This window comes from Brachybacterium phenoliresistens (assembly GCF_039530785.1).
GTDB classification, from domain to species: domain Bacteria; phylum Actinomycetota; class Actinomycetes; order Actinomycetales; family Dermabacteraceae; genus Brachybacterium; species Brachybacterium phenoliresistens.
Genome location: NZ_BAAAOW010000004.1, coordinates 21,895 through 33,472 on the forward strand (window position 1 = coordinate 21,895; position 11,578 = coordinate 33,472).

Genomic DNA, 11,578 nt, shown 5'->3' on the forward strand with positions numbered 1-11,578 from the left:
TCCCGCCGCCCGCTGGTCGGACGGCCCACAGCAATAGTATGTTTATTCCGGTGCCCGGCGTCGAGCGCACGCCGCACCGGGGAGTGGACAGTGGAGCTGGATCTGCGGAACAAGGTCGTCATGGTCACGGGCGCGGCGCGCGGCATCGGCGCGGTGATCGCGCACCGCTTCGCCCAGGAGGGCGCCCGGGTGGTCGCCCTCGACCTGGCGTTCCCCGAGGGCGACCCGGCGGAGGCTGAGGCTGCGGGCGAGCCCGCCATCGGCCGCGTGACCTGCGACGTCGCCGATCCCGCCTCGGTGGAGGCGGCGGTGGCGGAGGTCGTGCGCCGTCACGGCACGATCGACGTGCTCATCAACAACGCGGGCATCAACGTCGAGGGGACCGTCGCCGATCTCGACTGGCAGCGCTGGCGCACCTGCTTCGACGTGAACGTGGGCGGCGTCTTCCTCATGAGCCGGGCGGTCGCGCCGGTGATGCAGGAGGCCGGCCGCGGGCGGATCATCAACGCCGCCTCCTTCGCGGCGATCATCCCGAGCGTCGGCAGCGCCGCCTACGCGGCCTCGAAGGCCGCGGTCGTCCAGCTCACCCGGGTCCTGGCCTCGGAGCTGGGACCGTGGGACATCACCGTGAACGCCTACGCGCCGGGCATGGTCCCCACCGCCATGAACGGCTTCGCCGACATGCCGCAGGAGGCGCAGGACCGCCTGCTGGACACCCTCTCGCTGCGCCGCTGGGAGAGCCCGGACGACGTCGCCGACCTGCTGGTGTTCCTCGCCAGCGACGCCGCCTCGTACATCACCGGCACCCTCGTGGACGTCTCCGGCGGCAAGCTCGCCACGCAGATCCCCTCCCGCGCCCACGGGCGCTGAGAGGCGCTCAGGCCACGGCGGCCGGCGTGAGCAGCTCGAGCAGCAGCACCGCCGGGACATCGGCCGTGTCCTTGAGCGGGCTGATCGCGCTGACCAGCCAGTCCGGGGTGGTGGTGCCGGGCAGCGAGATCGTGCGCAGCGTCGCGGCCTGCGGCTTCGCGGCGACGTGCTGGGGCACGATGGCGATCCCGAGGCCGCGGCGCACCAGGTCCAGCAGCGTGTGCACGTCGTTGACGCTGCAGCGGACGCTGCGGCGCACCCCGTGGGCGGCGAGCAGCTCGTCGTTCATCGTCCGCACGCCCCAGGAGGCGCTGAAGTCGACGAAGTCCTCGCCGTCGAGCATGTCCCAGCGCAGCGAGGACCGGGCGGCGAGCGGGTGGTCCGGCGGGGTCACGAGCACGAGGGGCTCCTCGCCCAGCGGGGTCTGCCGCAGGGAGCCGAGGTGCCGGGTGGTCGCGACGAAGGCGACGTCCAGCCGCCCGGCCCGCACCGCCTCGACCAGCTCGTGGGAGCCGGACTGCGCGAACTCGGTGGCGATGCGCGGGTAGCGGCGATGGAACTGCTCGAGCAGCGCGGAGACGTCCACCAGGCCCAGGCACTGCTCGGCGCCCACCCGCAGCGAGCCGCTGACGGTGCGGCTGACGCGGACCACGGCGTCGCGGGCGCGGGCGGCCTCGTCGAGCATCGCCCGGGCGTGCGGGATCAGCGCGTTGCCGGCGGCCGTGGGCTCCACGCGCCGCGTGGTGCGGTCGAACAGGGGCGTGCCCAGCTCGAGCTCGAGGCTGCGGATCGCGCTGCTGAGCCCGGACTGCGAGATCCCCGCGAGGTCCGCGGCGCGCGTGAAGTGCCGCTCGTCCGCGAGCGCCACCACGTACTCCATCTGTCGAAGCTCCACTGATCCGTCCCTCTCATGAATGACATCGCCCTGAGCTGTTGGACTTATATATCAAGGATCCCTAGAGTCTCTCGCATGACTGTTCCCACCATCACCCTGAACTCCGGCCACGAGATCCCGCAGCTCGGCTTCGGCGTCTTCCTCGTCCCCGCCGACGAGGCCGAGGCCGCGGTCACCAGCGCGCTCGAGGTCGGCTACCGCCACATCGACACCGCCGCGATCTACCGCAACGAGGAGGGCGTCGGCGCCGCGATCGCCAAGAGCGGCATCCCGCGCGAGGACCTGTTCATCACCACGAAGCTGTGGAACGACCGCCAGTCCGGCGAGCAGCCGCACGACGCGATCCGCGAGAGCCTGGAGAAGCTGGGCCTGGACTACGTGGACCTGTACCTCACCCACTGGCCCACCCCCGAGAAGGACACCTTCGTCAACGCCTGGGAGAAGCTCGTCGAGATCCGCGACCGCGGCCTCGCCCGCTCCATCGGCGTCTCCAACCACCTGCCCGAGCACCTCGACCGCATCGTCGAGGCCACCGGCGTGGTCCCGGCCGTCGACCAGATCGAGCTGCACCCCGCCCACCAGCAGAGCGACGTCCTCGAGTGGGCCGCCGCGAAGGGCATGCACATCGAGTCCTGGGGCCCGCTGGGCCAGGGCAAGTACCCGCTGCTGGAGAACAACGCGGTCACCGCCGCGGCCGCCGCCCACCAGGTCACCCCGGCGCAGGTCGTCATCCGCTGGCACCTGCAGCGCGGGTTCATCGTGTTCCCGAAGTCCTCGCGACAGGAGCGCATGCAGGAGAACTTCGACGTGTTCGGCTTCGAGCTCTCGGCCGATGAGGTCGCGGCGCTGGACGCCCTGGATCCGGGCGACGGCTCCGGCCGCGTGGGCGGGCACCCGCTCGAGGTCAACTGATGCGCACCCTGACCCTGCCGGGCACGCAGATCACCGCCCCCAACGTCGTCCTGGGTCTCATGCGGATCCAGGAGAAGTCCGATGAGGAGGTCCGCACCCTCGTGCGCACCGCCCGCGATGCGGGCATCGACTTCCTGGACCACGCCGACATCTACGGCGCGGACCTGCACGGCTGCGAGAAGCGGTTCGCCGAGGCGCTGCAGCTCTCCCCCTCCGAGCGCGAGAAGTGGACGATCCAGACCAAGGCCGGGATCGTCCGCGAGGGCCCGTACTTCGACTTCTCCTACGAGCACATCGTGGAGTCGGTCGAGGGGTCGCTGCAGGCGCTGGGCACGGACTACATCGACATCCTGCTGCTGCACCGCCCCGATGCGCTGGTGGAGCCGGAGGAGGTCGCCCGCGCCTTCGACGAGCTCGAGGCCGCCGGCAAGGTGCGCGCCTTCGGCGTCTCCAACCACACGCCGCGGCAGATCGACCTGCTCAAGAAGTTCGTGAAGCAGCCGATCGTCGCCAACCAGGTCCAGCTGTCCATCACGCACTCCCCGCTCATCGCCCAGGGCGTGGCGGCGAACATGCAGGCCCTGGAGCAGTCCGTCAGCCGCGACGAGGGACTCATCGACCACGCGCGCCTGCACGACATCACCCTGCAGGCGTGGTCGCCCTTCCAGGCCGGGTTCTTCGACGGGCCCTTCCTGGGCTCGGAGCGGTTCCCCGAGCTGAACGCCGTGATCGACCGCCTCGCCGCGCAGTACGACGTCACCCCGACGGCGATCGCGGTCGCGTGGATCACCCGTCACCCGGCGAACATGCAGGTCGTCCTCGGCACGACCACCCCGCAGCGGGTGGCCGATGCGGCCGCCGGCTCGGACCTCCCGCTGACCCGCGCGGAGTGGTACGAGATCTTCCGCGCCGCGGGGTACACCGTTCCCTGATCGGTCAGGGCCCCTCGGTGAGGGCGAACGTCCCGCGCGCGTCCCCGACGGACGCGCGCGGGACGTTCCGCTTTCCCCGGGGCCGAGGACGCCCCTTGACAGCGGGCCGCGCCGTCCCGCATCCTTCACGTCATACGAATAACGGATCCGAGGAGGGACCCATGGCGCACCGCCCCACGATGCACGACGTCGCGGCCGCCGCAGGCGTCTCGCAGGCCGTGGTCTCCCTCGTCCTGAACGGCAACCACGCCGGCCGCGCCTCCGAGAGGACCGCCGAGCGGGTCCGGGCCGCGGCCCAGCAGCTCGGGTACCGCACCAACCTGCAGGCCAAGAGCCTGAAGACGGGCGTGGCCGAGATCCTCGGTCTGGTCGGCGACGAGGTCGCGACCTCGCCCTTCTCGGGCATGATGATCAAGGGGGCGCAGGACCGCGCCTGGCAGGACCAGCACGCGCTGCTGACCATCGACACCGGGGGCGACGACCGCCTCGAGGCCGCCGCGATCGACACCATGCTCTCGCACCGGGTGCGCGGCATCGTCTACACCGCCATGTACCACCGCGAGGTGCACGTGCCCGATGCGGCGCTGGACACCCGGGCTGTCTGCCTGAACGCCCGCGACCTCGACGAGCGCGTGCCCAGCGTCATCCCCGACGAGGTCACCGGCGGCTACGAGGCGACGAAGGTCCTTCTCGAGGCCGGGCACACCCGCATCGGCATCATCACCATCCACGACGCCCTGCCGGCCGCCGTCGGCCGCCTCGAGGGCTACCGCCGCGCCCTGGCCGAGGCCGGGATCGCGGAGGACCCGGACCTCGTCCGCCCCGGCACCGGCATGCAGTCCGACGGCGACCGCCAGACCCGCGCCCTGCTGGCCCTGCCCGAGCCGCCCACCGCGATCTTCTGCCAGAACGACCGCACGGCGCTGGGCGCCTACCAGACCCTCACCGCCGAGGGCCTGCGCGTGCCCGAGGACATGTCCGTCGTCGGCTTCGACGACCAGGACGTCCTGCGCGACTTCTTCCTCCCGCCGCTGACCACCGTCCAGCTCCCCTTCGCCGCCATGGGATCGCTCGCCGCCGAGCTGCTCCTGTCCGGCGAGACCGCCCCCGAGGTGCACCGCATCCGGTGCCCTCTCGTCCTGCGCGACTCCGTCGCACCTCCGAAAGGATCCTGATGCCGTCCACGCTCACCGGCTCCGAGCCCGTGGCGAGCGCCGGCGTCGACGACGACGCCCCCGCTCCCTCGCCGAGCCCGCCCCCGCCCCATCGGCCGCGCGCCGCCCTGCTGCACCGCGTGCTGAACGCCTGGCAGTTATACGTACTACTCGCGCCGGCCCTCGCCTCGCTCCTCGTCTTCAAGTACTGGCCGATGTACGGCGCGCAGATCGCCTTCCGCGACTACAACCCCGTCGACGGCTTCTTCTGGAGCCCCTGGGTGGGCCTGGAGCACTTCCGGGCCTTCGTCACCTCGTTCCAGTTCGAGCGGCTGGTCGCCAACACCCTCACCATCAACGTGGTCGGCCTGCTGGTGGCGTTCCCGGTGCCGATCATCCTCGCGCTCATCGTCAACCAGCTGCCCAGCGAGCGCTTCAAGCGCCTCACGCAGACGATCCTGTACGCGCCGTCGTTCATCTCCGTGGTGGTCGTGGTCGGCATGATCCACCTGCTGTTCTCCCCCAGCTCCGGGATGGTCAACCACGCGATCACCCTGCTGGGCGGCGAGCCGATCTTCTTCATGGGCGCCCCCGAATGGTTCCGCCCGCTGTACATCGGCTCCGACGTCTGGCAGAACGCCGGATTCTCGATGATCATCTACCTCGCCGCGCTCACCGCGATCGATCCCTCGCTGCACGAGGCCGCCCGCATGGACGGCGCGAACCGGTTCCAGCGGATCCGCCACATCGACATCCCCGGGATCCTGCCGGTGATCGTCATCCTGTTCATCCTCGCGGTCGGGAACATCTTCAACCTCGGGTTCGAGAAGGTCTACCTCATGCAGACCGACCTCAACCTCCCCACCTCCGAGGTCATCAACACCTACGTGTACAAGACCGGTCTGCAGGGCGCCCAGTTCAGCTATTCGGCGGCCATCGGACTGTTCAACTCCGTCCTCAACCTCGCCCTTCTCGTGACCTTCAACCAGGTCGCCAAGAAGGCCAACCAGTCGAGCCTGTGGTGATCATGACGACCTCCGCCCCCGCCCTCCCCCGCCCCCGGCGCGCCGAGCCGCTGCACCGGCGCCTGGCCGATCCGCTGTTCGCGGTGATCACCTACGGCCTCATCGCCGTCGCGATCCTCGTGATCGTCTACCCGCTGTACTTCATCGTCATCGCCTCGATCTCCGATCCGACGCTCGTGCAGCAGGGCAAGGTCGTCCTGTTCCCGCGCGGCCTCACCGTCGACGGCTACGCGACGATCTTCGGGACCTCCACGATCGTGCGCGGGTTCGCGAACTCCGTCCTGTACACCGTGGTCGGCACCGCGATCAGCGTGACCATGATCCTGTGCGGCGCCTACGCCCTGGCCCGCAAGGACATGCCCGGCCGCAGCCTGTTCATGATCCTCTTCGTCGTCACGATGTTCTTCGACGGCGGCATGATCGCCCGCTACCTCGTGGTCAAGGAGCTGGGCATGCTCGACACGATGTGGGCCGTGGTCCTGCCCGGCGCCGTCGGCGTCTGGAACCTGATCATCGCCCGCACCTTCTTCGAGCAGAGCATCTCCCCCGAGCTGCGCGAGGCCGCCCAGCTCGACGGCGCGAGCGACTTCCGGTTCTTCTTCTCCATCGTCCTGCCGCTGTCGAAGTCGCTCCTCACCCTCATGGCGATGATCCACATCGTCGCGAACTGGAACGCCTTCTTCGACGCGATGATCTACCTGAGCGATGAATCGAAGTATCCCCTCCAGCTGGTGCTGAGGAACGTCCTCATCCAGTCCCAGGCCTCGACCGCGGGAATGGACATGGCGTCGATGGAGTCCACCGCCCAGGCGCAGAAGATGGGCGAGCTGCTCAAGTACTCCATGATCGTCGTCTCCACGGTCCCGCTGCTCATCGCCTTCCCGTTCCTGCAGCGCCATTTCGTCAAGGGCGCCACGCTCGGGGCGCTCAAGAGCTGACGCCCGCCCCGTTCCCGCACCCCCCCCCGCACGTCCCACCGCACCCACCCCGCAGCACCGTCACGAAGGAGTCCCGCATGCTGTCCCGCCGCCGCTTCACCCTCACCTCCGCCGCCCTCACCGCCGCGATGTTCTCCCTGCCCGCCTGCACCCGCCCCTCCGAGCGCCTCACCGAGGACCTCTCCTCCGAGATGGGCCTGACCGAGTCCGGGCTGCCGATCGTCACCGAGGAGCTCACCCTCACCTTCGGCGGGGCCAAGTCCCCGCTGGCCCCCGAGTACGAGACCATGCAGCTCGTCCAGACCTGGGAGGAGGACTCCGGCATCTCGATCACGTGGAACAACGAGCCCGACGAGGTCTGGGGCGAGAAGAAGAACCTCCTGCTGGCCAGCGGCGAGCTGCCCGACGCCCTGTTCAACACGGGCCTCACCGACGCCGAGGTCGCCAAGTACGGCGCCAACGGCACGCTCATCGCCCTCGAGGACCTCATCGCCGAGAACGCCCCGACCCTCTCCGGGATCCTCGAGAGGCGCCCCGACATCCGCGCGGCGATCACCGCCTCCGACGGCCACATCTACACCCTCCCCTCCGTCGAGGAGATGGGGCTCGTCGAGTTCCCGAGCATGATGTTCCTGAACACCGACTGGCTCGCGCGGTACGGCCTGGCCATGCCCACGACCGTCGAGGAGTACCACCAGGTCCTGCTCGCCTTCCAGGCCGAGGGGCCTGCCGGCGTGCTGCCGCTGTCGTTCATCGGCGCCGGGGCCATCTGCGACCTCATCGCGGCGCTCGGCGGCCAGCCCGACGTCCCCGACCACCGCATCGTCCAGGACGGCACGGTCGTCTTCACCGCCGACAAGGACGGCTTCCGCGACGCGATCGCCCAGCTGCACACCTGGTACACCGAAGGGCTCATCGACCAGGAGGCCTTCGCGCAGGACTACGTGAAGTTCATCGCCAAGGGCACGGCGGAACCGCAGATCCTGGGCTCCTTCTGCTTCTGGGAGGTGCCCGAGGTCGTCGGCCCCGAGCAGGCCGACCAGTACGCGATCGTGCCGATCTTCCCCGGCCCCGACGGCGTGCGCCGCGCCTGCGTCGTCTCCAACCAGGAGATCAACCGCGGAGCCTTCGCCATCAGCCGCACCAACGAGTACGCCGCCGCCACCGTGCGCTGGGCCGACATGCTGTTCGACCCGGTCATGAGCGCGCAGGCCAACTGGGGCCCGATCGGCGTGACCCAGCAGGAGAACGCCGAGGGCCTGCTCGAGCAGATCCCCGTCGGCGAGGGCGAGACCGAGCAGGAGCGCCGCGTCAAGGTCTCCCCCGGCGGCCCGAAGATCATCACCGCCGAGGACTTCGAGACCGTCGTGCTGCCCGAGCCCCGCGCCGCCGCGCGCCAGGCGCAGATCGCCGAGCACTACGCACCCCATCGGGCGAACGAGAAGTTCCCGCCGGTGATGCTCAGCGTCGAGGAGCTCGACCAGGTGAGCACCATCGAGGCCGATGTCCAGACCTTCGTGAGCGAGAAGGTCGCCACCTGGATCGTCAAGGGCGGCATCGAGGCGGAGTGGGACGGCTACGTCTCCCAGCTGCGGACGATGGGCCTGCCGGACCTCCTCGGGGTCTGGCAGGGCGCCTACGATCGCTTCACCGCCGCCGGCTGACCCGGACGGCCGGCCGGGGCCCCGCGCGCCCCGGCCGGCCCCGAATCTCCCCACCCGAGCACCCGAGCATCCGGAAGAGAGCATGACCACCACCGCCCCGCCCCGCGCCGAGCTGCACCGGCCGCAGTTCCATCTCACCCCCGACGCGACCTGGATGAACGACCCCAACGGCCTGATCCTGCACGAGGGCACCTGGCACGCCTTCTTCCAGAACAACCCCTCCGGATCGACCTGGGGGAACATGTCCTGGGGCCATGCCGTCTCCGAGGACCTCGCCACCTGGCGGGAGCTGCCCGTGGCGCTGCCCTGCCGCGAGGGCGAGCTCATCTTCTCCGGCAGCGTGGTCCACGACGCGGAGAACTCCTCGGGGCTCGGCACGCCCGGCGAGCCCGGCCCGCTGGTCGCGATCTACACCAGCGCATACACCGACGCCCACCCCGAGCGGGCGGGCACGCAGGCTCAATCCCTCGCCGTCTCCCGGGACGGCGGCACCACCTGGCAGTTCCACTCCGAGAACCCGGTGCTGGACCGCGGCTCCGCGGACTTCCGCGACCCCAAGGTCTTCCGCCATGCCGCGACCGGCCGATGGGTGATGGTCGCGGTCGAGGCGGTGGACCACAGCGTCCTCATCCATACCTCGACCGACCTGCGCCGCTGGGAGCTCGCCTCCACGCTGACCGACCCGGCGCTGGACGGCGGGATCTGGGAATGCCCGGACCTGGTGCGGATCCCCGCGGCGGGGTCGGAGACGGAGGAGAGCTGGGCGCTCATCGTGAGCACCAACCCGGGCGGGCCGGCGGGCGGCTCGGGCACCTATGCGATCCTCGGCGGCTTCTCCGGGCGCACCTTCACCCCCGCGGCCGAGGCCGTGCCGCTGGACCTCGGGCAGGACTGCTACGCCGCGGTCTCCTTCGGCGGCGTCGAGGGGGCGCCGGTGCTGCTGGGCTGGATGAACAACTGGGACTACGCCGAGCTCACCCCCACCGGCCCGTGGCGCTCGGCGATGACCCTGCCGCGCACCCTGGAGCTGGCCGGCGATGCGGGCGGCGCGCCCCGGCTCGTGCAGCGGCTGCTGGTCCCCGCGGACATCCCGGTCGTGGATCTCGGCGGGCAGATCGCGGCCCGCCTCGACGGCTCCGCGGTGTGCGTGACCGGCGTGCTCGACCTCCGCACCCCGCACCTCCTGTCGGTGCGGTTCGGCGAGGGCGAGGACTCCCCGGAGCTGCGGGTCGAGATCGACGCGCAGCGTCGGGTGGTGCTGGACCGCGGCGCCGCGCACCGCGAGCCCTTCGCGCCGGGCCATACCCGCTCCGCGCCCTTCGTCCCGCCCGCCGGCGTCGAGCAGATGCCGTTCCGCCTGGTCCTGGACGCCTCGACGGCGGAGCTCGAGCTCGACGGCGGCCGCGCCGTCATCTCCCAGCAGATCTTCCCCGGCGCCGGCCCCACCACGGCGCGGATCGAGCCGACCGTCTGAGCGGCTCGCCCGGGCGGCTCGGCGGGCGGACACGAACGGCTGCCTGAGGTCCTCGAGCCAGGCGATTGCCTGGCTCACGGCTCACTGGCGGCCGTCCGTGCTCGCCCGGGCCCCCGTCAGGCCGTGGCGGCCGAGGACAGCTGGCCGGCGCCGCGGCCTGCCGCGGGCCGGGCGGCGGCGCGGACGTAGCGCTCCAGCAGCACGTCGATCACGGCGGGGTGGGTGCCCAGCGGCGCGGTGACCTGGTCGGCGCCGGCCGCCGCGACGAGGCCCGCGAAGTGCCCCGGGGCCAGGACGTAGCTCGCCGCGATCACCCGGTCGGCGCCGGCGGCGCGGGCCGCGGCGACCGCCTCGGGGATGCTCGGGGAGGCCCCGGCCCCGTAGCCGACGCTCACCGGGACCGGCAGCTCGTCCTCGAGCAGGGCGCGCATCCGCCGGGTCGCCACCGCCGCCGCAGGATCCGAGGACCCCGCGGCGGCGAGGACGACATGATCCCCCGGCCGGCGACCCGAATCGCCCTCCGGGAGATCCGCGAGACGCCCCAGGAGCGCCTCGATCAGCAGGTCGTGGGGGCCCATCGGCTCCGCCACGACCACGTTCTCGAAGGGAGCGGCCGCCCGGGCGATGTCGACCTTCGTGTGGAAGCCGGTGGCCAGCAGCAGCGGCACCAGGACGGCGGGACCGTCGGCGGCGAGGCGGGCGACGACGTCCGCGACCTCGGGCTGCTCGACGTCGACGTAGGCCTCCTCCACACGCACCCCGGGCAGGGCCTCGGCCAGGCGCGCGCGGATCGCGGCGACCGTGGCGCGGCCCTGCGCCGAGCGGGTGCCGTGGGAGCAGGCGATGAGGGCGGGCGAGGTCATGCCGACCCCGCCGCGGGCACCCGCTCGAAGTGGGAGACGACCTCGCGGACCAGGGCGCCCAGCCGGTTCCGCTCGGGGGCGAGGACGGGCAGCCCGCGCTCGACGAAGGGCCCCGCGGTGACGGGTCCGACGACCGCGAGGACCAGGCGGCCGGTGCCGGCGTGCTCGACGATGCCCGGCAGGGCGCCTTCCTGCTCGGCGGTCTCCAGCCAGCAGGCGGCGCCCGGCGCGGAGGTGAACACCACCGCGTCGATCAGGCCGCGGCCGGCGCGGACGGTCGAGCGGCGCACGGCGTCGGGGTCCCGCGGAGGGCCCCAGCGGTAGATGGTCAGGCTGACCACGTCCGCGCCGAGGCCGACGAGGACCTCGTCGAGGCCGTCGGCTCCCGAGCCGTGGTGCTGGACGGCCGCGCGGCACCCGGAGAGATCCTCTCCCGCCAGGTGCTCGGCGATCTCGGCCGCGGTCTCCGAGTCCGCGATCCAGTCCGCCCGCAGCCCCGCCTGCACCAGGGCCCCGCGGGCCTTGGGGCCCCGCGCGAGGATCCGGGCGCCGGCCAGGGCCGCGCGCAGCGGGCCGTCCAGCCCCGCTTCCGAGGCCGCCTCGAACCATCCCCGCAGGCCGACGCCCGTGGTGACCACCAGCAGCTGCGGCGGATCCGCGATCAGGTCGCGGGTCCGCTCCAGCAGCTCGGGGTCGTCCACATGCGGCAGCATGCACAGGGCCGGTGCCCGCTCGACCTCTGCCCCGTGGCGGGCGAGGGCGGCGGCGAGCTCGTCGGCCCGCCGGTCCACCGCGATGACGATGCGGCGACCGGTCAGGGTCTCGGAGAGGCGATCCTCGGAGTTCATGGC

11 protein-coding genes are annotated in these 11,578 nt (G+C 71.7%); 8 read left to right on the forward strand and 3 right to left on the reverse strand.

All coding sequences use genetic code 11. The annotated features are described in order from the left end of the window. Window positions 1-90 precede the first annotated feature (90 nt). Window positions 91-870, forward strand: coding sequence for an SDR family NAD(P)-dependent oxidoreductase (locus tag ABD234_RS10415; protein WP_038373747.1), 780 nt, complete (start codon window positions 91-93; stop codon window positions 868-870). A 7-nt stretch (window positions 871-877) separates the two neighbouring features. Here ABD234_RS10415 and ABD234_RS10420 read toward each other — a convergent pair whose 3' ends face one another. Beyond that, window positions 878-1,765 (reverse strand): LysR family transcriptional regulator, encoded by an 888-nt coding sequence (locus ABD234_RS10420; RefSeq protein WP_038373748.1) that lies wholly within the window; start codon window positions 1,763-1,765, stop codon window positions 878-880. Window positions 1,766-1,840: 75 nt separating this feature from the next. Between ABD234_RS10420 and ABD234_RS10425 the strand changes: the two genes are divergently transcribed. The 7 genes from ABD234_RS10425 (at window position 1,841) to ABD234_RS10455 (ending at window position 9,864) form a co-directional block, all read left to right on the forward strand. Beyond that, the gene (locus ABD234_RS10425) at window positions 1,841-2,677 is read left to right on the forward strand and encodes an aldo/keto reductase (protein WP_344355904.1); all 837 of its coding nucleotides are present in this window, start codon (window positions 1,841-1,843) and stop codon (window positions 2,675-2,677) included. Next, window positions 2,677-3,609: an aldo/keto reductase gene (locus ABD234_RS10430; RefSeq protein WP_344355906.1), complete on the forward strand. Its 933-nt coding sequence runs from the start codon at window positions 2,677-2,679 to the stop codon at window positions 3,607-3,609. The genes ABD234_RS10425 and ABD234_RS10430 overlap by 1 nt, the downstream gene beginning before the upstream one ends. Before the next feature lie 161 nt (window positions 3,610-3,770). Next, window positions 3,771-4,784 (forward strand): LacI family DNA-binding transcriptional regulator, encoded by a 1,014-nt coding sequence (locus ABD234_RS10435; RefSeq protein WP_344355908.1) that lies wholly within the window; start codon window positions 3,771-3,773, stop codon window positions 4,782-4,784. Beyond that, complete coding sequence (locus tag ABD234_RS10440; RefSeq protein ID WP_084148593.1) at window positions 4,784-5,788, forward strand: ABC transporter permease; 1,005 nt, start codon at window positions 4,784-4,786, stop codon at window positions 5,786-5,788. Before ABD234_RS10435 ends, ABD234_RS10440 begins: the two co-directional genes overlap by 1 nt. Before the next feature lie 2 nt (window positions 5,789-5,790). Then, on the forward strand, window positions 5,791-6,726 hold the full coding sequence (locus tag ABD234_RS10445; RefSeq protein WP_344355910.1) for a carbohydrate ABC transporter permease: 936 nt from the start codon (window positions 5,791-5,793) through the stop codon (window positions 6,724-6,726). A gap of 77 nt (window positions 6,727-6,803) precedes the next feature. Beyond that, a complete protein-coding gene (locus tag ABD234_RS10450) occupies window positions 6,804-8,390 on the forward strand; it encodes an extracellular solute-binding protein (RefSeq protein WP_344355912.1) in 1,587 nt (528 codons plus the stop codon). Between the two features lie 82 nt (window positions 8,391-8,472). Beyond that, window positions 8,473-9,864: a glycoside hydrolase family 32 protein gene (locus tag ABD234_RS10455; RefSeq protein ID WP_344355915.1), complete on the forward strand. Its 1,392-nt coding sequence runs from the start codon at window positions 8,473-8,475 to the stop codon at window positions 9,862-9,864. A gap of 116 nt (window positions 9,865-9,980) precedes the next feature. On the opposite strand, the gene ABD234_RS10460 is transcribed toward ABD234_RS10455, so the two are convergent. Together ABD234_RS10460 and ABD234_RS10465 are read right to left on the reverse strand one after the other, a co-directional pair. Further along, a complete protein-coding gene (locus ABD234_RS10460) occupies window positions 9,981-10,727 on the reverse strand; it encodes a sirohydrochlorin chelatase (protein WP_344355917.1) in 747 nt (248 codons plus the stop codon). After that, complete coding sequence (locus ABD234_RS10465) at window positions 10,724-11,575, reverse strand: uroporphyrinogen-III synthase (RefSeq protein WP_344355919.1); 852 nt, start codon at window positions 11,573-11,575, stop codon at window positions 10,724-10,726. Before ABD234_RS10465 ends, ABD234_RS10460 begins: the two co-directional genes overlap by 4 nt. Window positions 11,576-11,578 lie beyond the last annotated feature (3 nt).

What these genes read in the sequence shown, in the direction of transcription:
- ABD234_RS10430 (WP_344355906.1), top strand. Translation starts at nt 2,677, where the DNA reads ATGCGCACCCTGACCCTGCCGGGCACGCAGATCACCGCCCCCAACGTC.
- ABD234_RS10435 (WP_344355908.1), top strand. Translation starts at nt 3,771, where the DNA reads ATGGCGCACCGCCCCACGATGCACGACGTCGCGGCCGCCGCAGGCGTC.
- ABD234_RS10425 (WP_344355904.1), top strand. Translation starts at nt 1,841, where the DNA reads ATGACTGTTCCCACCATCACCCTGAACTCCGGCCACGAGATCCCGCAG.
- ABD234_RS10465 (WP_344355919.1), bottom strand. Translation starts at nt 11,575, where the DNA reads ATGAACTCCGAGGATCGCCTCTCCGAGACCCTGACCGGTCGCCGCATC.
- ABD234_RS10460 (WP_344355917.1), bottom strand. Translation starts at nt 10,727, where the DNA reads ATGACCTCGCCCGCCCTCATCGCCTGCTCCCACGGCACCCGCTCGGCG.
- ABD234_RS10440 (WP_084148593.1), top strand. Translation starts at nt 4,784, where the DNA reads ATGCCGTCCACGCTCACCGGCTCCGAGCCCGTGGCGAGCGCCGGCGTC.
- ABD234_RS10445 (WP_344355910.1), top strand. Translation starts at nt 5,791, where the DNA reads ATGACGACCTCCGCCCCCGCCCTCCCCCGCCCCCGGCGCGCCGAGCCG.
- ABD234_RS10455 (WP_344355915.1), top strand. Translation starts at nt 8,473, where the DNA reads ATGACCACCACCGCCCCGCCCCGCGCCGAGCTGCACCGGCCGCAGTTC.
- ABD234_RS10450 (WP_344355912.1), top strand. Translation starts at nt 6,804, where the DNA reads ATGCTGTCCCGCCGCCGCTTCACCCTCACCTCCGCCGCCCTCACCGCC.